The sequence below is a fragment of the Flavobacterium acetivorans genome, assembly GCF_020911885.1.
Classification (GTDB): Bacteria; Bacteroidota; Bacteroidia; order Flavobacteriales; family Flavobacteriaceae; genus Flavobacterium; species Flavobacterium acetivorans.
In genome coordinates, this window is the sequence record NZ_CP087132.1 from 1,956,892 (window position 1) to 1,978,185 (window position 21,294).

General features: G+C 34.0%; 22 protein-coding genes. 8 read left to right on the forward strand and 14 right to left on the reverse strand.

Translation table 11 applies throughout. The annotated features are described in order from the left end of the window. The first annotated feature begins 4 nt into the window (after positions 1–4). The 6 genes from LNP19_RS08620 (at position 5) to LNP19_RS08645 (ending at position 4,201) form a co-directional block, all read left to right on the forward strand. Complete coding sequence (locus LNP19_RS08620) at positions 5–175, forward strand: CcoQ/FixQ family Cbb3-type cytochrome c oxidase assembly chaperone (protein ID WP_230061525.1); 171 nt, start codon at positions 5–7, stop codon at positions 173–175. A 25-nt stretch (positions 176–200) separates the two neighbouring features. Then, a complete protein-coding gene (locus tag LNP19_RS08625) occupies positions 201–1,085 on the forward strand; it encodes a cbb3-type cytochrome c oxidase N-terminal domain-containing protein (protein WP_230061526.1) in 885 nt (294 codons plus the stop codon). 38 nt (positions 1,086–1,123) lie between these two features. Further along, positions 1,124–2,542, forward strand: coding sequence for a cytochrome c oxidase accessory protein CcoG (gene ccoG / locus LNP19_RS08630; RefSeq protein ID WP_230061527.1), 1,419 nt, complete (start codon positions 1,124–1,126; stop codon positions 2,540–2,542). A gap of 138 nt (positions 2,543–2,680) precedes the next feature. Continuing rightward, the gene (locus LNP19_RS08635; RefSeq protein ID WP_230061528.1) at positions 2,681–3,130 is read left to right on the forward strand and encodes a FixH family protein; all 450 of its coding nucleotides are present in this window, start codon (positions 2,681–2,683) and stop codon (positions 3,128–3,130) included. A 97-nt stretch (positions 3,131–3,227) separates the two neighbouring features. Further along, complete coding sequence (locus tag LNP19_RS08640) at positions 3,228–3,929, forward strand: sulfite exporter TauE/SafE family protein (protein WP_230061529.1); 702 nt, start codon at positions 3,228–3,230, stop codon at positions 3,927–3,929. Positions 3,930–3,967: 38 nt separating this feature from the next. Continuing rightward, on the forward strand, positions 3,968–4,201 hold the full coding sequence (locus LNP19_RS08645) for an HP1242/YdcH family protein (protein ID WP_230061530.1): 234 nt from the start codon (positions 3,968–3,970) through the stop codon (positions 4,199–4,201). Between the two features lie 134 nt (positions 4,202–4,335). On the opposite strand, the gene hemN is transcribed toward LNP19_RS08645, so the two are convergent. Beyond that, complete coding sequence (hemN, locus tag LNP19_RS08650; RefSeq protein ID WP_230061531.1) at positions 4,336–5,703, reverse strand: oxygen-independent coproporphyrinogen III oxidase; 1,368 nt, start codon at positions 5,701–5,703, stop codon at positions 4,336–4,338. A gap of 136 nt (positions 5,704–5,839) precedes the next feature. Next, positions 5,840–7,852 (reverse strand): DUF349 domain-containing protein, encoded by a 2,013-nt coding sequence (locus LNP19_RS08655; protein WP_230061532.1) that lies wholly within the window; start codon positions 7,850–7,852, stop codon positions 5,840–5,842. Between the two features lie 456 nt (positions 7,853–8,308). Here LNP19_RS08655 and LNP19_RS08660 point away from each other — a divergent pair, with 456 nt between their 5' ends. Beyond that, a complete protein-coding gene (locus LNP19_RS08660; RefSeq protein WP_230061533.1) occupies positions 8,309–8,743 on the forward strand; it encodes a WxcM-like domain-containing protein in 435 nt (144 codons plus the stop codon). A 145-nt stretch (positions 8,744–8,888) separates the two neighbouring features. On the opposite strand, the gene LNP19_RS08665 is transcribed toward LNP19_RS08660, so the two are convergent. The 11 genes from LNP19_RS08665 to rsfS form a co-directional block, all read right to left on the reverse strand. Then, positions 8,889–9,638: a shikimate dehydrogenase family protein gene (locus LNP19_RS08665; RefSeq protein ID WP_230061534.1), complete on the reverse strand. Its 750-nt coding sequence runs from the start codon at positions 9,636–9,638 to the stop codon at positions 8,889–8,891. Beyond that, positions 9,638–11,035: a tetratricopeptide repeat protein gene (locus LNP19_RS08670; RefSeq protein WP_230061535.1), complete on the reverse strand. Its 1,398-nt coding sequence runs from the start codon at positions 11,033–11,035 to the stop codon at positions 9,638–9,640. The genes LNP19_RS08665 and LNP19_RS08670 overlap by 1 nt, the downstream gene beginning before the upstream one ends. Before the next feature lie 128 nt (positions 11,036–11,163). Then, a complete protein-coding gene (locus LNP19_RS08675; RefSeq protein ID WP_230061536.1) occupies positions 11,164–12,360 on the reverse strand; it encodes an aspartate aminotransferase family protein in 1,197 nt (398 codons plus the stop codon). Positions 12,361–12,449: 89 nt separating this feature from the next. After that, positions 12,450–14,081 (reverse strand): OstA-like protein, encoded by a 1,632-nt coding sequence (locus tag LNP19_RS08680; protein ID WP_230061537.1) that lies wholly within the window; start codon positions 14,079–14,081, stop codon positions 12,450–12,452. A 235-nt stretch (positions 14,082–14,316) separates the two neighbouring features. Next, the gene (locus tag LNP19_RS08685) at positions 14,317–15,093 is read right to left on the reverse strand and encodes a superoxide dismutase (protein WP_230061538.1); all 777 of its coding nucleotides are present in this window, start codon (positions 15,091–15,093) and stop codon (positions 14,317–14,319) included. 4 nt (positions 15,094–15,097) lie between these two features. Beyond that, positions 15,098–15,370, reverse strand: a complete 273-nt coding sequence (locus tag LNP19_RS08690; RefSeq protein ID WP_230061539.1) for an acyl-CoA-binding protein — start codon at positions 15,368–15,370, stop codon at positions 15,098–15,100. After that, a complete protein-coding gene (locus LNP19_RS08695) occupies positions 15,370–16,023 on the reverse strand; it encodes a phosphatidylserine decarboxylase family protein (protein WP_230061540.1) in 654 nt (217 codons plus the stop codon). The genes LNP19_RS08690 and LNP19_RS08695 overlap by 1 nt, the downstream gene beginning before the upstream one ends. Beyond that, positions 16,013–16,903, reverse strand: coding sequence for a phosphatidate cytidylyltransferase (locus LNP19_RS08700; protein WP_230061541.1), 891 nt, complete (start codon positions 16,901–16,903; stop codon positions 16,013–16,015). Before LNP19_RS08700 ends, LNP19_RS08695 begins: the two co-directional genes overlap by 11 nt. A gap of 1 nt (position 16,904) precedes the next feature. Further along, entirely contained in the window at positions 16,905–17,507 is a 603-nt protein-coding gene (locus LNP19_RS08705; protein WP_230061542.1) for a lactate utilization protein, read from the reverse strand. Positions 17,508–17,620: 113 nt separating this feature from the next. Then, positions 17,621–19,546 carry an ATP-dependent zinc metalloprotease FtsH gene (ftsH, locus tag LNP19_RS08710; protein ID WP_230061543.1) on the reverse strand — a complete coding sequence of 642 codons (1,926 nt, stop codon included), beginning with the start codon at positions 19,544–19,546 and terminating at the stop codon, positions 17,621–17,623. A 15-nt stretch (positions 19,547–19,561) separates the two neighbouring features. After that, complete coding sequence (gene rsfS, locus LNP19_RS08715; RefSeq protein WP_072941576.1) at positions 19,562–19,933, reverse strand: ribosome silencing factor; 372 nt, start codon at positions 19,931–19,933, stop codon at positions 19,562–19,564. 95 nt (positions 19,934–20,028) lie between these two features. Here rsfS and LNP19_RS08720 point away from each other — a divergent pair, with 95 nt between their 5' ends. Next, entirely contained in the window at positions 20,029–20,757 is a 729-nt protein-coding gene (locus tag LNP19_RS08720) for a biotin--[acetyl-CoA-carboxylase] ligase (protein WP_230061544.1), read from the forward strand. A gap of 129 nt (positions 20,758–20,886) precedes the next feature. Here LNP19_RS08720 and LNP19_RS08725 read toward each other — a convergent pair whose 3' ends face one another. Next, positions 20,887–21,279 carry an SRPBCC family protein gene (locus LNP19_RS08725; RefSeq protein WP_230061545.1) on the reverse strand — a complete coding sequence of 131 codons (393 nt, stop codon included), beginning with the start codon at positions 21,277–21,279 and terminating at the stop codon, positions 20,887–20,889. Positions 21,280–21,294: the final 15 nt, after the last annotated feature.

Consider the following 21,294-nt stretch of genomic DNA (forward strand, 5'->3'; position numbering starts at 1 on the left):
AGTCATGTTCGAACAAATAAAACATAACATGGAAACAATCGCAGGAGTTGCGATTTATCCGATACTGTCATTATTAATTTTCTTTTTTTTCTTCGTAGGACTTGCTCTGTGGGTTGTGTCCTATAAAAAAGAAAAAATCAATGAGTTGAGTCAAATTCCATTGAACGATAATTAATTAGTATAATTTCAAAATAATTAAAATGAAAAAATTAATTCCAGCATATCTAAGAGTACTAATAATTTTCTTTGTCATATTTGGCGTAACGGAATATTTTGTTGACTCAGGCGATCGTCCGGCGTTTATAAAATACCCAATGGTTTCATTGTTTTTATTTGTATTTCTTTTCCTTTTAATAGCGATAGAAATCACAATAAGTGCTATCGATAATGTGACTTATCAGTTGCTTACTGATGACCAAAAGTTGAAATTGGAAAAAGAAAATAGTAAGAGTTTCAGGGAAAAGCAATGGTATAAAAAACTAATGCAAAGCCTTACCAAAACCGAACCTATTGAAAACGAAGCAGGTCTGTTATTGAATCATGATTATGATGGCATCAAGGAATTAGACAATAATTTGCCGCCATGGTGGGTTTATTTGTTCTATGCTTGTATCGTGTTTTCGGCAGTTTATCTGGTTAAATTTGAAATATTAGATGGTGATAATCAGGAAATGGAGCTTAAAAAAGAATTGGCTCAGGCCAAGATTGACGTGGCTGAGTACATGAAAAACGCGCCAGACTTAATGGATGAAAAAACAGTTACTCTATTGACAGATCCTGCAGATTTAGCAAAAGGGGAGACATTGTTCACAACTAATTGTGCAGCTTGCCACAGAGCAGATGGAGGAGGACAAATTGGTCCAAATCTAACTGATGAGAATTGGATTTTAGGAGGCGGAATTAAAGATATTTTCCATACCATTTCAAATGGAGGACGTGACGGTAAAGGGATGATTGCCTGGAAAGGGACTTTAAAACCAAAAGAAATTCAGGCGGTTTCCAGTTATATATTGTCATTGAAAGGAAGTAATCCAAAAGATGCCAAAGAGGCCGAAGGAGAGCTTTGGGTTGAAGAAAATAAATAGCATACAAAATTGCTTAATAGAAGTTAAAACATTCAAAAATGTCAAAATTACCAGATCAAGCATTTAGAGATACCATTGGTACAATTGATGGTGAAGGAAAAAGGAAATTTATTTTTCCTAAAAAACCTTCGGGGAAATTTTATGAATACAGAAAGTGGGTTAGTTATTTTCTGTTGATTGTTTTAATTGCCAATCCTTTTATAAAAATTAACGGCAATCAATTCATGATGTTTAACATTTTGGAGCGTCGTTTTAATATTTTTGGTTTTCCATTCTGGCCGCAGGATTTCTATATTTTTGTTCTTTTTATGATTGTGGGTGTGGTTTTTGTCATCCTTTTTACGGTGATTTTTGGTAGAATATTTTGCGGTTGGATCTGCCCCCAAACGATCTTTCTAGAAATGGTTTTTCGCCGAATTGAGTACTGGATTGAAGGTGACAGAGGAGCACAAATTCGATTATCAAAACAAGAATGGAATGCCGAAAAAATTAGAAAAAAAGGTATTAAGTGGACTATTTTCTTATTGATTTCTTTTGGAATAGCTAATGTTTTTTTGGCTTATCTTATCGGTAGCGATACTTTGATAGAAATGATAGAAGAAGGTCCTGCAAGCCATTGGAGTACATTGATTGCCTTGTCAATCTTTACAGGTGTTTTCTATTTTGTTTTTGTGTGGTTTAGAGAACAAGTTTGCATTATTGCCTGTCCTTATGGCAGATTACAAGGTGTACTCTTAGATAATAAATCCATAAATGTAGCCTACGATTTTGTTCGTGGCGAAAAAGAAGCTGGTCGAGCCAAATTCAATAAACAAGAAGACAGGGCTACAACTGGAAAAGGAGATTGTATTGATTGCAAACAATGCGTCAATGTTTGTCCAACGGGTATAGATATTCGAAACGGAACTCAGTTGGAGTGTGTGAACTGTACCGCTTGTATTGACGAATGCGATGTGATAATGGAAAGTGTAGGATTGCCTAAAGGCCTTATACGCTATGCTTCGGAAGATGAAATTGAGAAAAAAGCAGCATTTAAATTCACACCAAGAATGAAGGGTTATACCGCAATCTTGGCCATCTTAGTGGGGGTTTTGATAGGATTGTTGTTTTTGCGAACAGATGTTGAAGCAACTATCTTAAGATTACCTGGGCAGCTTTTTCAACATAAAGGGGATAATATTAGCAATGTTTTTACCTATAAAATTATTAATAAGACCAATAATGATTTCAAAGAGATTCATTTCAAATTGACAGAATTGAAAGGAACATTAAAGGTGGTAGGAAGTCAGACGCTTAGCGTACCAAAACAAGGGATGAAAAGTGGCACTTTGTTTATTGAAATTCCGCAGTATTTATTAGAAAGTGATAAAACAAAGTTGAGAATTGAGGTTTATAATGGTGATGAGAAAATTGAAACCAGTACCACCACTTTTTTAAGTCCACGAAGTTTTGACTAAAAAAAGATTTTGAAGAACTTTCTTCAAACTTTAAACTAAAATTATGAAATCGCCACTAACGTCATGTTTGCGAAAGCAAACATCAATAAATAAAGAGTCGAGACCATATATGACCACTAACAAATAAATTTCACATATATGAAAATCAATTGGGGAAAAGGAATTGCCATTGCTATAGCGTTGTTCATGGGTTTTATTTTATATTTTGTCATTAAAGTGCAATCAGATTCAAAATACGATAATGATTTGGTTGTCGAAGAATATTACAAACACGATGCTCGTTTTGATGAAGAAATGATACGCGCACAAAATGCGCAAGATTTAGTTGAAAAACCCACTATAACTAACGCTGAAAACGGAGTTACTATCGTGTTTCCAGCTGTTTTTGTACCTAGTAAAATTAAAGGAAAAGTGTCCCTTTATAGACCGTCTAATAAAAAATTTGATTTCGAAATCCCAATTTCGATTTCTAATCCATCTTTGCTCATACCTAAATCAAATTTGGTAGGCGGTCAATGGGACCTTAATATGGAATGGGAATATGAAGGGAAACAATACCTGACTAAGAAAACAATTTATATTAAATAGGCATAAAATTAAGAGAGAATAGAGAAAGAGTTCAAACTGAAAATTGATTTTTAATCATGTTCGCTCTAAAATAGGTATTCTAAAATCCAAAATGGTCATGCTTTATACCGCTTTTATATTCGGCTTAATCAGTAGTTTTCATTGTATTGGAATGTGTGGTCCAATAGCCATGATGTTACCAGTAGACAGGACTAATCCTGCCAAGAAAGTAAGTCAGATTCTTACTTATCATCTGGGAAGATTAACCGCTTATGGCTCTATTGGACTCATTTTTGGATTAGTAGGTAAAGGCTTTTTCATGGCTGGAATGCAGCAAAAATTGTCAATTTTTATTGGTGTAGCCATGATTTTAATTGTTTTAATTCCTGAGAAGATCTTTGCAAGATATAATTTTTCAAAACCCGTTTTTAAGCTTATCGCTAAAATTAAACAAAGTTTAGGGAGCCAGTTTAAGAACAAGAGTTATAAATCATTGTTCATTATAGGCTTACTCAACGGTTATTTGCCTTGTGGTATGGTTTACGTTGCTTTATTTGGAGCTATAGCGATGCAAAGTGTCGGTTTTGGTGTGTTGTATATGATTCTTTTTGGATTAGGAACAATACCTATGATGAGTAGTATAGTTTATTTGAATTCTTTCATAACCCTTACAACCCGTAATAAAATTCAAAAGGCAATTCCTTATGTTGCTGTGATTATTGGAGTTTTATTCATTTTAAGAGGCTTAGGATTGGGGATTCCTTATATTTCTCCATCCAATATGAGTTTGTTTGTTCAGCAAACTCCTGATTGTCATTAGATTAATTTTTCTTATATTTAACTTAAATTTTAAGAGCGATGGAAAGACACGATTTATTGCACGAATTTCCTGAATATCAGGAGAAAATTCATCAACTGAAAGTTAGTAATCCTCATTTTAGAGAATTATTTGATGAATATCATGAATTAGAACATAAAATTCATCGAATAAATGATGGCGAAGAAGTTGTTATTGATGAATATGCCCATGAATTAAAAGCCAGATTTCTTTTTATGAAAGATGAATTAGTGGCGATGTTGGAGAAAGATTAGTGAGATTTTTTATGAGATTTGCTCTCTTTGAGCTTAAAAGTTTATGAATAGTTTTAGTATTTTTTTTATTTTAGATAAAACAGCAAAGCACACTTAATAGTGTGCTTTGCTGTTTTAAAAGTTCTATATCAGTTTTAAATTGTCATAGAGAATAATTTAGTTGCGGGAGCTTTTCTTTTTAAAAGTAAATCAAAAGCCATACAGATATTGCGCACATAAGGTTTTCCAGCTTCTGTAACTCTAATTTTATCTTTTTCGATAATAAGGAGTTTATCATTTTCCATTTCTTTCAATTGAGTTAAAATTTCCGGAATTTCTTCAAAATAGATAGATTCGTCTTTCCAGGAAGTTTCAAATTGACACATTAGATTGAGAATGTGTTTGCGGATAATGAGGTCTTCAGTAGTCAATAAATGCCCTCTAAATATGGGAAGTTTATTAGCTTCTAGCAATTGGTAATAGTCTTCTATTTTTTTTACATTTTGGGCAAAACTATACCAGCTGTCGCTTATGGAAGATACACCTAAACCAATCATCAGTTGTGTTTTTGAAGAACTATAACCCATAAAGTTGCGATGTAGTTCTCCATTTTTAAAGGATTCATACAGGCTGTCTGTCTTTAGGGCAAAGTGATCCATCCCAATTTCATGATAATCATTTTTGAATAATAGTTTCTTCCCTATTTCGTATAACATTCGCTTTTTCTCGTCTTTTGGAATGTCTTTATCCTTAAAACCGCGCTGTCCGTTCCCTTTGATCCAAGGAACGTGTGCATAGCTGTAAAACGCCAGTCGATCCGGTTGTAATGATTTAGTTTTTTCAATGGTGTCTACCACATCTTCTACTTCCTGAAATGGCAATCCAAAAATAATGTCGTGACCAATTGAAGTGTAGCCAATTTCTCTAGCCCAAAAAGTAACTTTGGCAACATTATGAAAGGGTTGTTCTCTATGAATGGCTTTTTGAACTTTTTCAGAATAGTCTTGCACGCCAAAGCTCACTCTTCTAAAACCTAAATCATATAGCTTTTGTAAATGCTCTTTAGTAGTATTGTTGGGGTGCCCTTCAAAGCTGAACTCATAGTCATCGGCACGATCTGCCTTAGAAAAAATACCATTGATCAGATGTTCTAGGTTTTTGGGCGAAAAAAAAGTGGGAGTTCCTCCACCCAGATGGATCTCTTTTATCATGGGTTTTTCGGTCAATATCTCGCAATACAACGTCCATTCCTTTAGAACAGCTTCGATATACGGGTTTTCTACCTCGTGGTTCTTTGTAATGCGTTTATTGCACCCACAAAAAGTACATAAGCTTTCGCAAAAAGGGAGGTGTATGTAAAGACTGATGCCACCTTCTTTAGAATTGCTTTCTGCAAATGATTTTTTTAAGGTGTCAATCCAGTTCTGATATAAAAAAGCTTCTTCATTCCAGTACGGAACTGTGGGATAACTAGTATATCTTGGACCAGGAACATTGTATTTTTGAATCATTGAATTTTTCATAGCTAAGAAATTTTCTATGTTCAAAATTAATTTGATTTTGGAATAATTAAAATGATAATTATCATGCCAATTGGTTTCTAAAAAAAACCTCATGCTATTGCTAGGATGAGGTTAATTCTTTTAGAAAAAAATGGTTTTATTCTTGGTTGAGGTTTCTTAGTTGTTTCAGTTTTTCTTTCCAAGTATCTAGGTTTTCTTTATGAATCGCTATATTCTTGCGAACTTCTAAAACAATTGAATTTTCTTTTTTTGCATTTCTTGTATTTGCAAAAAATTGAATGTTATTTTCTAATTGAAAGATTTCGTTTTGAACTTCATCAATTTTACGCATGATAAAAATCTTTTCGCTTTCCAGTTTTCGAGTATCATTGCTTTCTGATAAGTTGTCCATTCTATTGGCAAAACGAATCATGTCCGAATCTTTTTTACTCAAACTTAATTTGTCAAAAAGGGCGTCTAAGATTTTATTAAACTTACCTTCGATATGTCTCCTTGGGAAAGGAACTTTTCCAAAAGTTTTCCAGTTTTCAATATGCAATTTTATGGCATCCAAATCAGTTTTGTGGTCACCAGTCAGTTGAAATTCCCTTAGAGTTTCCAGATAAGCTTTCTTTTTGTCAAAAGCTTGCATCTCTTCACTGTTTTCATCATGCTTTTGCTCTTTTAATTTATCAAAATAATGATTACAGGCTTCTTTAAATTCTTTCCAAATTTTATCAGAATATTTTCTTGGAACATGCCCTATTTTTTTCCACTCCTCTTGAATTTGTTTCATGATTGGTGTAGTTGCCTCAAAATCATCACTGTCTTTTAATTCTTGTGCTTTGGCAACGAGTGCATTCTTTTTGTTTAAATTTTCGTTTTGGTCTTTTTTGATGTCTTTGTAAAACGAATTTTTAAAAGAATTAAAGTTTCTGACTGCCGTTTTAAAGCCGGCCCAAGTTTCTTCATTCACTTCCGAAGGTACTTTTCCTGTTGAGAAAAAAGCAGTTCTTAAAGCTTCTACTTTTTCAATCTGCACCAGCCATTGTGAGTGTGAATTGACTCTAATGGTTGCCAAAACTTCAATTTCAGCGATTATTTGTTTTTTCTTTTCTAAATTTTCAAGTTCGCTACCTCTAAGCTTTTCAAATAAAACTTCACGTTTATCGTGCATTTTTTTTGTCAAATCACTAAATTGATTCCATATTTCATCACGATGTTCTCTAGAAACGGGACCAATGTCTTCCTTCCAAATTCTATGTAAATCTTGTAATTCTCTGAAGGCTTTGTTAACATCAACTTCATGAAGCAATTCTTCTACACGGCTAACAATTTTTTGTTTTTGTTCTAAATTGTGTTTGAAATCTAAATCTCTTGCTTCTCGGTCAAGATGCAAATAATCGTAGAAATTCTCCACATGAAAATGATAATTATTCCATACGTGATTGTATTTGTCTTTAGGTATCGGTCCCGCATTTTTCCATCGCTCCCTTAATTCATTAAAATGTTTTAAGGTATCCTTGATGTTTTCTTGCGGATTGATCAATTCTTTCAATTCCTCAACGATGGCCAATCTGTTTTCTAAATTGGATTTTAAGTTGGTCTGGAGACTCTTAAAATGATTGTTTTTGTTGTCTCTGTAAAGAGAGTAATATTGGTCAAATTTTACTTTTAGAGGAAAATGATATTGAAATTCCTCTGTAGAATCAGGGTTTTCAGTGTGAAATTCTTCTTTTTTCTCTTCAATAAAGTGATTGTATTTTGCTAAAAAGGCTTTTTTTAATTCTTCAATATGATCTTTTACAGACATTACCTTTTCAGTAGAAACTAATTTTTTCAGTTCATCTACTAATATTTCCATAGACAAGGTCTCGTAGTCTTGCATTGGAATTTCATGACGGTCTTTTAAAGTCTCGTCTTCACTTTCTTCTGCGTTAGTATCAGCTATAGCATCAAGTGCTGTTTGCTTGTCTGAAGGTGTTGTTTTCTCATTATTTGCCACTTCATCCGGAGGCGAAACATTGTTATCCTCAGCAGCTACAGTGTCATTTTGCTCTGCAAATGCGGCTGTTTCCAATGTTTCAGTATTGGACTGATTTGATTCATTTGAATCTTGGGCTAAATTTCCATCTGCTTTTAGCAGGTTATCATTCTTTTCTTCTAACATTTTTTCAATGTTTAAGGTTTTTACTAAAATCGAATGCGAAAGATAGTAAAGGCGCATTGAAATTCAAAATAAATCCTTTATTTATAGTTGTATTATGTTAATTTTTTTTTCATTTCGAAGCAATTTCTTGCTATTAGGTTTGATTGCTTTGCTATTCGAAAAGGAAAATAAAAATAAGATTTTACTGTATTTAAGATTTAGTTTAGTTCTATATAATTGGTTTTTAAAAGTTGTAAGAGTCTTTTGTTTGAGTTTTGTTTTTTGAACAAATAAAGGTTTTTATGTTACATTTTATTGTTTTTATTGGGTTTGTATTGAAACAGAATGTTTAATTTCTTAATATTTTTATAAGAGAGAAGGGGATTTTAGTTCAAAGCTCTATTTTTGTCCAGAAGCCCATTTTTGGGGATATTAGAGGTTATTAATCGAGTTTTTTTTAGAATATAATTTTAGATTATGAGTGAAATAGAAGTGATTAAAGGGGAGATTTTTAATGATCATCGCGGTCAGATTTCCTCCTTGAACAGTTTTAAATTTGGAGAAGTGGAGCGTTATTATTTTATTCATCATCCAGATCCAAAGGTTATAAGAGGTTGGCATGCACATCAATTTGAAAAAAAATGGTTTCAATGTGTCAAAGGATCATTTACGATTGCTTTTGTTAAAATTGATGATTGGGATGCGCCTTCAAAAGATTTAAAGGCTGAAATTTTTGAAATTTCAGAAGAAACAAGTGAAGTTATTTGTTTGCCTATGGGATATGCTAATTGTATAAAAGCACACGATAAAGACAGCGTTTTGATGGTTTTTTCAGGTAAAAGAATTCCGGAAGCTTATGAGGATTCTTGGCGCTATGATGCCAATAATTGGGTTGATTGGTCCCAAATATAGTTTAAAAGGATGCGCTTTTAGTGCGTTAGCTTTAGTTCTAAAAGATTTTCACCGCAGATTCGCAAATTTTAAAAAGATTTTTAATTTGCGAATCTGCGGTGAAAATTTATTATCCAAAGCTGTAAGGCTTTCCGTTTTATGTGATTTATTTATTCCAAATGGACCAAGCTTTCTCTGCTTGAAAAATAAGCATATCAAGTCCATTTTTGATTTTCGCTCCTTTTTCTTTCGCTTTTTTAAGAAATTGGGTTTCTTCAGGATTGTATATCAAGTCATACGCAATGTGCTTTTGAGTAAAAAATTCGTAAGGAATCAACGGAAAAGCATCAATATTAGGGCTTGTTCCCACTGGCGTCGAGTTGATGATTATTTGATATTCATTGAAAGTTTCATCGTTAATTTGACTGTAGTCAATCGCATTTTCTGAAGGAGCCCTGGATACAAAAACATAAGAAATCCCCAATTCCTCTAAAGCAAAAGCAACTCCTTTTGAAGCGCCTCCTGTCCCTAGAATTAAGGCCTTTTTATGATGGGCTTGCAATAAGGGTTCAAGCGATTTTTGAAAACCATAATAATCCGTATTGTAGCCTTTTAATTTGCCTTTTTTGGTGATTTTAATCGTGTTTACAGCGCCTATTTGAGCTGCTTTTTTTGACAATTTATCTAAAAAAGGAAGAACTGATTCTTTATAAGGGATAGTTACATTCATTCCTTTTAAATTGGGATTGCTCTTTATTAGTTCGGTAAAAGCATTGATTTCTGGTATGTCGAAGTTTTCGTAAGAACAATCTTCGGCGTTTTCTTTTTTAAATTTTTCAGTAAAATATCCTTTTGAAAAAGAATAGCTAATGTTGCGTCCTAATAAGCCAAAGCGTTTTTTTTCTATGTCAACCATTATTCTTTATTGTGTTTCGCAATATAATTTTGCACCATTTTTTTAGTCCAAACCACAGGGAACAAATCTTCAAGAAGAATATAATTGTCAAAATTCAATCGCAAAGCATTGCTTAAATGGAATTTTGCTTTGGTATTGTCTTGAATCATAAAGTACAATCCGGCCAAACGGTATTCCACTTCGTTTTCTTCGGGATAATATTCTGAGGCTTGTAATAAAGTTTGAATAGCGCTTTCAAATTCGCCTAAAAATTGAAGGATATCTACCCAAAATAGCCAAGTGTCTAATCCTGTATCACCAAATTCTACTGCTTTTCTATAGCCAAATTCAGCTTCTTCAAAGAAGTTTATTTGTTTGTTTATTGTGGCATATCGTTTCCAGTACAAACGGTTTTGATTGTCTATAGCTAAAGCTTTGTTAACATAAAATAAAGCTTTCTCAAAGTTTTTTTGACGTACATAGAAATCGGTAATAGCAACCCAACCTTTGTCTAAAAGAGGATCTTCATGTACAGTTTCGTTGTAATATTTTAATGCTAATGCAGTATTGCCTAATTTTTCGTGGCATTTCCCTATTCGAAGTAAAGCATAAGAAGTCGCGTCATCTAACTCGATGGTACGGTTGTAACTTTCAATTGCTTCTTCGTATTTTTCTAATCTTTCGTAAGCTTTGGCTCTTTCCATGAAAGCACCTAAGAATTCGTCATCAATCAGCGTGGCATAATCAAAGGCACGGATGGCATTTTCATAGTCTTTTACGCCATAGTACAAACGCCCCATCTGATGCCATGCAATTTCGCTATACGGATTTTTGTCGATGTACTTATTTAGATAGGCAATCGCGTCAAGATTTTGATCTAAAAATTCGAAGCAATATACCACATTGTACAATGCAGATTGGTCTTCGAGATCTTCTTCAAGACATTTAATAAAGCTTTCTTTTGCCAGTTCCAGATTATCCATAAACAGATATTCCATACCAATTAAGTTATAGACATCGGCATAATCATCGGTGTACTCTAAAGCCGTTTCTAAGTAGGCAACCGCTTTTTCATGCTGGTCACGTTTAGAGCAAATATTGGCTTTTTGAATGTAAATTTCTTCATTAGTAGGTTCAAAGGCATATAGCTCGTTGAGTAATTTCTCCGCTATATCCAGTTTGTCGTCAAATACAAGCATTTCTACTTGAACCAACTTCAATCCCGTCGATTTTGGGTGTTGATCCAGTGCTAGTTTTAATGCTTTTTTTGCCAAAGCGGGCTTACCCATATCTAGATAATGAAGTATGATTTCTTCAAATTCTTCAGAGTCAAAAAAGAGCACTTTGTTTGTTTTTAACATTGACTCAAATTTTGACAGAGATAAGCTATAATCTTCTTCTTCGTTGCTTAATTGCATACTTTGTTTTTTTAGAATTTGGCCTATTTAAAATTAGGCATCCTTGCTGTTGTTATGAAGAAAAAGGAGAATTGTTGTGAACAATTTAATTAACAAATGAAATACAGATTTGTAATTACAGTTTTATGTTAATCAATTTTATTTGACAATTGAACTTCATCCATTACTTCTAACATTATTGCGCAACCTTCCCGTATTTCCTGTTCAGAAATCGTAAGCGGCGGCGTAATTCGAATCGCACATCCTTCAAATAGTAACCAGAATAAAATAAGTCCTTTGTCTTGACATTTTAATATCACTTCATTTGTTATTGCAGCGCTTTTTGTCATAGCCGCAAGCATTAACCCTTTTCCTCTAACTTCTTCTATCAAAGGATGTACCAAAAGTGATTTAAATAGTTTTTCTTTATCTAAGGTCTCGGGCATCAGATTAGTTTCGGTCATTTCTTTCAAGGTGGCTAAGCAGGCTGCCGCAATGACAGGATGACCACCAAAAGTGGTGATATGTCCTAGTTTTGGATTATCACTCAACAAATCCATCATTGCCGTTGAAGCGGTAAATGCTCCTACGGGCATCCCGGATCCCATTCCTTTTCCCATTACAACTACATCAGGAACTACATCGTAATTTTGAAAGCCAAAAAGTTTTCCTGTTCTCCCAAAGCCTGGTTGTATTTCATCCAGGATCATCAAAGCGCCCATTTCGGTGCAACGTTTTCGTACTTTTTTTAGAAAATCATTATGCGGCTGAATAAATCCGGCGCCACCTTGAATGGTTTCTAATACTATTCCAGCTGTTTTGGTTGTTATTTTTTCTAGATCGGCTTCATTGTTAAAAGTGATGAAATCAACATCGGGAATTAATGGGCGGAAAATTTGTTTGCGTTCCTCAAATCCCATGATACTCATTGATCCCATAGTATTACCGTGATAGGCATTGTGGCAAGAAATTAATTGGCTTCTGCCGGTAACGCGTCTCGCTAGTTTTAGAGCACCTTCAATCGCCTCCGTACCTGAATTTACTAAATAAGTTTTGTCCAAAGGTTCGGGGAGGAGCGAGGCCATGAGTTTGCAAAACTCTACTGCTGGGCTTTGAGAATATTCCCCATAAACCATAACATGAGAATATTTGTCCAATTGCTCTTTGATGGCTTGGTTTACTCTTTCCGGTTGGTGTCCTAGTGTGCAGGCGGAAACGCCCGCTACAAAATCCAAGTATTTTTTATTGTTAGAATCGTAAATATAAGAGCCTTTTGCGTAGGATACTTCCATACCCAATGGATGAGGGGAAGTTTGTGCTTGGTATTTAATGAAATCGTTGTTCATGTTTGTTTTTTTTAACCGAAAAGATTTTTGCAAAGTTCTCGAAATTTTCAGGTATTGATTAAAACTGAATACTGCCGATTGATAACTGCCTACTTTTTCTTCTTCTTTTTGTCATAGTTCAATGTTTCCTTTCGTATTTTCATCGGAACATTTTCTTTGGCATCTTCGGCTTTTCCTTCTTTAATTAATTTATCATTAAGTTCGTTTTCTTCTAGCGGAAAAATATCCTCTTTGGATTTAATCCTTTCGTCGCCACGCCAGAGGAGTCCTTTTAATTTTCTACCGTTTTCAGGTAACTCTTCTTCTGGGAAGATATCGCCATCAACTTGATTAAAAAAAGTAATTGTTTCAACAGCATTATTCTCTATAATTAGATTGATTTTGCTGCTTACATTTTTGTTGATACCAATGAGCTCCTGTGCATCATTTCGCATATAATAAACGACTTCGGCGTTTTTTACGATGTCTACATCATGGAGTTTTCCTTCTTTGAATTTTCCATAGAGATTGAGTCCTTTTACTTGATTATAGCCGGTTCCCAGAGTATCTTTCGAGACTAGAAAAGTATTGTTGAGGACTTTTAGGGAATCGAGTTGCTGTGTCGTATTGTTGCCTATAAGATGCATGATGTCTCCCGTAATCTGGTTTTCGCCATTCCATAATATAGGGTTTCCTATCAATTTGGTCAAGGCTGTTTTTGAACTCGAATGAATAGAATCGCATTTGCCGCTCATATCGGTTTTGAAAAAGCGAACATTGTTGAAAGCTCGAATAATGCGGTTTCCTTCTTTACCGGTAACCATCAATTTCTTTCCATGAATGTAAACCGAGTCGTTTTGGACAAAATTGATGGCTACGGCTCTTTTGGTAACATACATCGAATCTACTTTCTTATAAAGCTCTGCATAATGCCCTTTTACAACTCCACGATTGATGGAATCGGTTATTTTTACATTGCGTGTGGCTGAAGCAAATTCCCGTCCTCGATCATAATATAAACTGTCGCCTTCAATTAATCGATCTTCATATTTGATATAAGATTTTCGAAGAAAATGCCCTAGATTTTTTTTGGTGTCGTAAAATCCTTTTTCGGTATAGATATAATTTTTCTTGCTTGTAATGGTCGAGGGACCAAAAAGATAAGAATGGCCTGAATTGCTAAAGTAATCCAAATGATTGGATTTAATCACATAGGTTGGATTTGTAATGGTAACGGCCGTCAGGAATTGGAACTTTTTTTGTTCGACATAGTATTTTCCGGACTTAGAAGTTAAGGTGTTTTCTTTATTGTTAATGACTCCCTTAGTATTGTAATATACTTCTTGTGTGTTTCGGTTAAAGTTGATGGTATCTGTGGCCAAAGTAGCATCGGGCGAGCTCATAACGGCGTCTCCGGTGGCAAAGGCTTGCTTTAAGTTACCGTTGTATTCAGCATATCTACTGTTGAGATAAAGGGTGTCACCTTGAACTAATTGTACGTTTCCGAAAGCTTTGATGTAATTTTCTTTTTGGAAATAATACGCTTTATTGCAGGTTAGTACAATTCCGTCATGATTTACAATTACGTTTCCTGTAAGTAAAAAAGCATCGGGAATTTCGATCTGATTTACATCTGCATAATCAGAATGTTCAATGATAATTTTTTTTGGACTTTGAGCCCAAATACTTTTTGAACAAAGTATCAGTAAACTGTAACAGATGAAAAATAGTGATTTATTCAATGGATTTATTTTTCGTCAAATTTATGAAAAAGGAAACAAACCCAATTCATATTAGCATTTATTTATAAAATAGGAAAAGCGAAGAACTTTTTGTTTTTAGAATGATGAAAAGAAGATTTTTACGGCTTCAAACAGACATTTCTAAAGGAATGTAAACTTTAATTTTTAATAAAATAATGCTGATGCTATAACAAGGTTATCGGCATCAGCATTATTTTATTATAATTGGAATCTGTTAGTATTTCCTTCTTAGGGCGGCTTCGTAATTTTCGCCTACTTTTTTCCAATTGATTACATTAAAAAATGAGTCAATGTAGTTTTTTCGTCTGTATTGGTATCCTAAATAATAGGCATGTTCCCAGAGATCCAGAGCTAAAATAGGTGTTCCCGGAACGACTGCGTTTCTCATTAAGGGATTGTCTTGATTTTGTGTGCTGGTAATCTGAAGTTTTTTCGATTTGTCAACAACTAGCCAAACCCAAGCTGAACCAAATTGTTTAGTTGATTCGGCCTTGAAAGCGGAAACGAAATTTTCATAAGATCCAAAATCTCTGGTGATTGCGGTTGCCAAAGTGTCTTTGGGAGTGCCACCAGCATTAGGAGCCATAGATTTCCAGTATAGAGTGTGATTGTAGTATCCTCCAGCATTGTTTCTTAAATCGGCATTGTTAAGATCCATTTTTGCTAAGATATTTTCTATAGTTTCATTCTCTAAAGCAGTTCCTGCTAATACATTATTAAGATTGTTGGTGTAGGTTAAGTAATGTTTTGAGTAATGCATTTCCAACGTTAAAGGGGAGATTGTTGGTGCCAAAGCATCGTAAGGATAAGGCAATTTTTCCAGTTGAAAAGAGCCTTCACTGGCCCTGACATCATCAGGAAATCCAATTGATATTTTTTCTTGGGCGGTAGGTAATGGGACTTCTACAACTTCAGTGAATTTTTTGTCGTTACATGAAACTAAAAAACTTAGCAATAATAAGACTGTAAGTATAAAGTTTAATTTTTTCATTTTACTACTGTTTTTTCGAAAGAGAATTGATGGTTTCTATATATTGTTCTTTTGCTTCTTCGGCCGAAAGATGACTAATTTGCATCCAAGCATTGATTTTGAAAGCATCTCTCAAGTGAAAGGAAGCTGTTTGTTTTGGTTCTACTGTTCCAAAAGTCGCCTGTTTGTAATAGGCATAGAGACGCAACTGCACATCTTGCGGTAAAGACGCTTGAGTCATTTTGGAAGCTGTTTCCACAGCTTCCTGAAATCGAGTATCTAAATCTTTTTCGATCATTATCCTTTGGTTGCAATAACAGTTTTTCCTCCTGTTGCTGTTTGATTTAATACAACGTTTATAGGCGTGCCTAAAGGTAAGAATACATCTACTCTGGATCCAAATTTAATGAAACCAGCATCTGTTCCTTGTACAACCTGCATTCCTTCTTGGGCATAATTCACAATTCGTCTGGCTAATGCTCCTGCAATCTGACGGTAAAGAACTGCTCCGAAAGTATTGTTTTCAATAACTACAGTTGTTCTTTCGTTTTCTTCACTCGCTTTTGGGTGCCATGCTACAAGGAATTTTCCTGGATGGTATTTGCTGAATTTTACGATGCCACTAAGCCCGTAGCGCGTTACATGCACATTTATTGGCGACATGAAGATGGATACTTGTATGCGTTTATCTTTAAAATATTCTCCCTCATAAACCTCTTCAATCACAACTACTTTTCCGTCAACAGGAGCCAAAATTTGGTTCTCGTTTAAAATAACGGTTCTTTTTGGATTTCTGAAAAATTGTAAAATAATTACCAATAATAGGAAAGCACTAATCTGAATTAGTTTTTTTAGCCAAATTGTGTCAATAAAATTGTCAGATAATAATAGTACAATAGCTGTAAAAATAATACCTAGTAAAATAGTCTTGGTTCCTTCTTTATGAAACATAATTTAAAATTTGATAAAATAAAAATACAATTGGTGCTACAAATATAACACTATCTAGTCGATCTAGAACGCCTCCGTGGCCGGGCATTATTTTTCCGCTGTCTTTTACCCCAGCAATACGTTTGAATTTGGATTCGATTAAATCACCGATAGTCCCGAAAATACCAGCTATCAAAGCAATCATAGTCCAGATTAAAATAGATTTTTCGCTGAAATTAGGATTCGGTTTGATGTATAATTTTGAAATTAAAAAGCCTGCAAAAACGGCAAAAGCCACTCCGCCAACAAAGCCTTCAATGGTTTTTTTTGGAGAGATACGCTCCAGTAGCTTATGCTTTCCAATGGATTTTCCTACTAGGTATGCAAAGGTATCATTAGTCCATATAAGGATGAACAATCCAATAATGATTTTAGGATTATAATCATTTATTCCGAATGAAATTTTGACTATAAAAACAAAAGGAAGTACAATATATCCTAATAAATAAATGTATTTGGAGAGTTTGCTCAAGGATTGAATGGTATCATTGAATAAAAAGTCGATGCACTTTATTGATATTAATAAGGTGATGACAAGTAAAATGGTATTCAGCTGGGAGATATTAACGATAAGTTTAATGTCGTGTTCTAGGATTCCATTGATGTAGTTTTCGGTTTCTGTTTTATAAAAGCTGATCAAAGCGATTGTGGTATAAAAGAGGGAACCAAAAATAAGAGGTAAAACTTTATTAATTTGAACTAAATTACAGAATTCATAAATTGCAATAATTAGGAAAACACCAAATAAGCTAATAAAACTTTCAGTAGAAAATAGGATAGAGGCTAATAATAATAGAATATAGACGGCACCAGATAGGGCTCTCTTAAGTGTTTCATTCATCTTAAAGATCTTCTAAAAGCAATAAATAAAGATTTTTGGCAGAACTGCCATATTGAGTAAAGTCTTCTTCTTTTGCTTTTTCAAAATATTTTATAGCGGTAATGTTCGTTGGATAATCTCTTTCGTATTTCCTTTTTATAGCGCTAAGGCTATCACTTTTCATGGCAAGAATTTGACTCGTTCTAGCTAGAACAATGATGTCAACAGGAAGTTCGTGCGGTTTGTGTTGCTTGATTTGTTTTGAAGAGAATAGTATTGATCCTTCTTCGGCAATTAAATTTTCGCAGCTCGCAAAAAGGAATTTTGGATTTGTAGGTTTATCGTAACTAAGTTTATTTTCTTCTAATAGTTTATGAAGTTGTGGGTCATAACAAAGCACTTCTTTTTCATACCAATCATTTTCTTCTAGAATATTTTCAAACTGTTCTTTTACTTCATCCAAATTTTCACAGTATAAAAACTTACCTCCATTTTTTTTAAAATTAAAGATAAACTGCTCGTCAATTGACATGGAATTGTCAATTGGTGATTTGTTATATTCGTTTTCAGTTTCTTCTTCTGAAGCCGGATTAATAGAACCAAAAAATTTTCTAAAAAGACTCATATTTTTATTAAGGTGCTTTATGTATTGTTTGAATAACGTCCAAAGATAAAAAAATCTTAATTCAAAAGTGGCTTTTGAATTAAGATTTTAAAAACTATTAAAAATAAGATGTTTTAAGAGACTACTTCATCAAGGTTTTTGTCAAAGGTTCTTTTTCCGAAAATTGCTTCTAGGTCATCTTTAAATATAACTTCTTTTTCGATTAAGATATCAGCAAGCTGATTTAACTTGTCTTTGTTTTCTTCTAAGATTTCAATTGCTCTTTGATATTGACCTTCAATAAGTGCTGAAATTTCATTGTCTATGACTTTAGCAGTTTCGTCTGAATAAGGTTTAGAAAAACTGTATTCACTTTGTCCTGATGAATCATAATAGGTGACATTTCCTATTTTTTCATTCAATCCATAGATAGTAACCATCGCACGAGCTTGTTTGGTCACTTTTTCTAAATCACTTAAAGCGCCAGTTGAAATTCGGTTAAAAGTAACTTTTTCAGCAGCTCTTCCGCCCATAGTAGCACACATTTCGTCTAGCATTTGATCTGGACGAACTATTTGACGTTCTTCGGGTAAATACCAAGCGGCACCTAAACTTTGTCCACGAGGAACAATAGTTACTTTTATTAATGGTGCGGCGTGTTCTAACATCCAGCTCACAGTAGCATGTCCCGCTTCGTGAATAGCAATGGCTTTTTTCTCCTCTGGAGTAATAATTTTATTTTTCTTTTCTAAACCACCAACAATTCTATCTACAGCATCCAAGAAATCCTGTTTGTCAACGGCTGTTTTATTGTATCTGGCAGCGATTAGAGCGGCTTCGTTACATACATTAGCAATATCAGCACCTGAAAAACCAGGAGTTTGTTTAGCAAGGAAATCCAAGTCAAGGCCTTCTACTTTTTTCAAAGGAGCAAGGTGTACTTGAAAGATTTCGGCGCGTTCGCGAATGTCTGGTAAGTCAACAAAAATTTGTCTGTCAAAACGACCGGCACGCATTAAAGCTTTGTCTAATACATCGGCTCTGTTTGTTGCTGCTAATACAATTACGTTTGAGTTGGTCCCAAAACCGTCCATCTCAGTAAGTAATTGGTTTAAGGTATTTTCTCTTTCGTCGTTCCCTCCTGACATATTACTTTTGCCTCTGGCTCTACCTACAGCGTCAATTTCATCAATGAAAATGATAGCTGGAGATTTTTCCTTGGCTTGTTTAAATAAGTCACGCACACGTGAGGCACCTACACCTACAAACATTTCAACAAAGTCAGAACCTGACAAGGAGAAAAAAGGAACTTGTGCTTCACCGGCAACGGCTTTGGCTAATAAAGTTTTACCAGTTCCAGGAGGTCCTACAAGTAGGGCTCCTTTTGGAATTTTACCACCAAGATTAGTGTACTTTTCAGGATTTTTTAAGAATTCAACAATTTCTTGTATTTCTTCTTTGGCACCTTCTAGTCCTGCAACATCTTTAAAAGTGGTTTTGATATCTGTTTTTTCGTCAAAAAGTTTGGCTTTTGATTTTCCGATATTAAATATTTGGCCACCGCCTCCAGCGCCACCACCAGACATTTTTCTCATAATAAAAATCCAAACACCTATAATAATGATGATAGGAAGTAAACTAATAAGAATGTCAGACCAATTGCTTTTAGCTAAGAAATTAAAGTCTTTTAATTTTCCTTCGGCTACCGCTTTTTCTAGCTTGGTTTGAAATATTTGATCGTTACCAATTTCAAAAGTATATTGAGGACCTTTGTTAGGTCTGTCAAAAATATCTTTTGCTACTTTTTGGTGTTCTTTGTCTTTTAAAGCTTCCGTTTTCAAGAAAACTTCAGCTTCGGTTTTATTGTAGACAATTACTTTTTCAATTTGCCCTTTTTCTAAATAGGCGTTGAATTTTGAAGAAGTTAATTGTGCCGGTTCTTGTAAGCTGGAACTGCCGGTAATAAAGCTGATAAAAAGGAAAATAAGCAAAATGGCAGTGTAAACTAACCAAGGACTTATTTTAAATTTATTAGGATTAGGATTATTTTCTTTTGCCATTCTGAATGTCTTTCTTTAATATTTATTAGCTATTGTAGTTATTTTTGCATCTCCCCACAAACTTTCGATATTGTAATATTCTCTAATTTGTTTTTGAAATACATGTACTACGATGTGTACATAATCCATAAGTACCCATTCCGCATTACCAGAACCTTCAACGTGCCAAGGTTTATCTTTTAGTTCTTTTGAAACTACTTTTTGAATAGAGCTAACAATTGCATTTACCTGCGTATTTGAATTACCATTGCAGATAACAAAATAGTCACAAACTGCGCTATCAATCTCTCTCAGATCGAGAATCTCAATGTCACTTCCTTTTACTTCTTCGATTCCCGCTATAATGTTGGCTAGTAAAGCATCATTATTTATAGTTTTTTTTGTCATGAAATGTTTTTATATAAGTTTGTAAAGTTACCATTTTTTGTGATTATTTTTGAACCTTAACATAATATTAAATTCTGTTGCACAAATAATAGCTAATGAAACTAATCAAACTCGATGCCATAGATTCAACAAACGAGTTTCTTAAAGGACTATCGAATAAGCAGGAACTCCTAAACTTTACTGTTGTTACGGCCGAAAATCAAACTAAAGGTAAGGGGCAAATGGGTTCTGTTTGGGATTCTGAATTAGGTAAGAATTTGATAATGAGTGTTTTTGTTAAAGACTCGTTGTCAAATATAGATCAAATATACAATCTTAATGTGGCGATTGCAGTAGCTGTAATTCAGTCTTTGGAATCGTTTTGCATACCGGGATTAAGTATTAAGTGGCCTAACGACATTATGTCATACAATAAGAAAGTTGGTGGCATTTTAATTGAAAACAGTATAAAAAGTGAAGGTCAGGTATCTTCAATTATTGGTTTGGGCTTGAATGTGAATCAAATCAATTTTGATAATTTGCCCAAAGCTTCTTCTTTGAGAGTTGTTTGCGGTACTTCATTTGACAAAGAAGAAATTCTCTTTCGAATTGTAGAAAAAATGAAAAATAATATTGAAATACTGAAGAAACAGCCAGATTTGTTATGGATGGATTATAGAAACAGGCTTTTTAAGAAAGCTGTTCCAATGCCTTTTAAAGACAAGAAGGATCAAAATTTTATGGGAATCATTCAAGGCGTTTCTCCGTATGGAAAACTTCAGCTACTCTTGGAAGATGATTCTATTGTCGAATATAATATCAAGGAAATTCAAATGTTGTATTAGCTTAGAAAATAAAGCAAAGAATACAGAGTAAAGAGTAAAGAATAAAGAATAAAGAGTAAAGAAAATTTGAGGAAAAAAAATAGAGAATTGATTAATCCAATTCTCTATTTTCTGTATTCTTTTTAAAAGCTACAATTTTGTCATGTTGGTAGCCAAAGTTTCGATAAACTTTCCAATAGGTCCTTTGATCATCATGGCCATCATAGGATTGAAATCACCTTCAAAATCAAGTTTCACAGCGCTTGAATTCTCGGATACTGAATCTATGTTAGCCACTAAGGTAAACGGAAGCTTGTCGCTTGCAGCGCCCAGAACCACTTTGTTTGGAGCTACTTTTTCTTTCATCTTTAGTTTTATTTCTGGCATGCCTTTTAATCCAAAAATAAAAGCATCATCTCCAATGACTTCAAACTTGGCAATGTTTTCAGGCATCAATCTTTCGAAATTTTTGACGTCAGTTAACAGCTCAAATAATTCTTGAGCCGATTTACCTACATTAACTTTAGGACTTTCTAAATTCATATTTTCTTTTTTTTA

Excerpts from the sequence above, each read along its gene's own strand:
- rsfS (WP_072941576.1), bottom strand. The coding sequence starts at position 19,933 with ATGACAAAAAAAACTATAAATAATGATGCTTTACTAGCCAACATTATA.
- LNP19_RS08645 (WP_230061530.1), top strand. The coding sequence starts at position 3,968 with ATGGAAAGACACGATTTATTGCACGAATTTCCTGAATATCAGGAGAAA.
- hemN (WP_230061531.1), bottom strand. The coding sequence starts at position 5,703 with ATGAAAAATTCAATGATTCAAAAATACAATGTTCCTGGTCCAAGATAT.
- LNP19_RS08690 (WP_230061539.1), bottom strand. The coding sequence starts at position 15,370 with ATGATCGAAAAAGATTTAGATACTCGATTTCAGGAAGCTGTGGAAACA.
- ccoG (WP_230061527.1), top strand. The coding sequence starts at position 1,124 with ATGTCAAAATTACCAGATCAAGCATTTAGAGATACCATTGGTACAATT.
- LNP19_RS08725 (WP_230061545.1), bottom strand. The coding sequence starts at position 21,279 with ATGAATTTAGAAAGTCCTAAAGTTAATGTAGGTAAATCGGCTCAAGAA.
- LNP19_RS08665 (WP_230061534.1), bottom strand. The coding sequence starts at position 9,638 with ATGGTTGACATAGAAAAAAAACGCTTTGGCTTATTAGGACGCAACATT.
- LNP19_RS08620 (WP_230061525.1), top strand. The coding sequence starts at position 5 with ATGTTCGAACAAATAAAACATAACATGGAAACAATCGCAGGAGTTGCG.
- LNP19_RS08675 (WP_230061536.1), bottom strand. The coding sequence starts at position 12,360 with ATGAACAACGATTTCATTAAATACCAAGCACAAACTTCCCCTCATCCA.
- LNP19_RS08700 (WP_230061541.1), bottom strand. The coding sequence starts at position 16,903 with ATGAATGAAACACTTAAGAGAGCCCTATCTGGTGCCGTCTATATTCTA.
- LNP19_RS08685 (WP_230061538.1), bottom strand. The coding sequence starts at position 15,093 with ATGAAAAAATTAAACTTTATACTTACAGTCTTATTATTGCTAAGTTTT.
- LNP19_RS08705 (WP_230061542.1), bottom strand. The coding sequence starts at position 17,507 with ATGAGTCTTTTTAGAAAATTTTTTGGTTCTATTAATCCGGCTTCAGAA.
- LNP19_RS08720 (WP_230061544.1), top strand. The coding sequence starts at position 20,029 with ATGAAACTAATCAAACTCGATGCCATAGATTCAACAAACGAGTTTCTT.
- ftsH (WP_230061543.1), bottom strand. The coding sequence starts at position 19,546 with ATGGCAAAAGAAAATAATCCTAATCCTAATAAATTTAAAATAAGTCCT.
- LNP19_RS08660 (WP_230061533.1), top strand. The coding sequence starts at position 8,309 with ATGAGTGAAATAGAAGTGATTAAAGGGGAGATTTTTAATGATCATCGC.
- LNP19_RS08695 (WP_230061540.1), bottom strand. The coding sequence starts at position 16,023 with ATGTTTCATAAAGAAGGAACCAAGACTATTTTACTAGGTATTATTTTT.
- LNP19_RS08670 (WP_230061535.1), bottom strand. The coding sequence starts at position 11,035 with ATGCAATTAAGCAACGAAGAAGAAGATTATAGCTTATCTCTGTCAAAA.
- LNP19_RS08640 (WP_230061529.1), top strand. The coding sequence starts at position 3,228 with ATGCTTTATACCGCTTTTATATTCGGCTTAATCAGTAGTTTTCATTGT.
- LNP19_RS08625 (WP_230061526.1), top strand. The coding sequence starts at position 201 with ATGAAAAAATTAATTCCAGCATATCTAAGAGTACTAATAATTTTCTTT.
- LNP19_RS08635 (WP_230061528.1), top strand. The coding sequence starts at position 2,681 with ATGAAAATCAATTGGGGAAAAGGAATTGCCATTGCTATAGCGTTGTTC.
- LNP19_RS08655 (WP_230061532.1), bottom strand. The coding sequence starts at position 7,852 with ATGTTAGAAGAAAAGAATGATAACCTGCTAAAAGCAGATGGAAATTTA.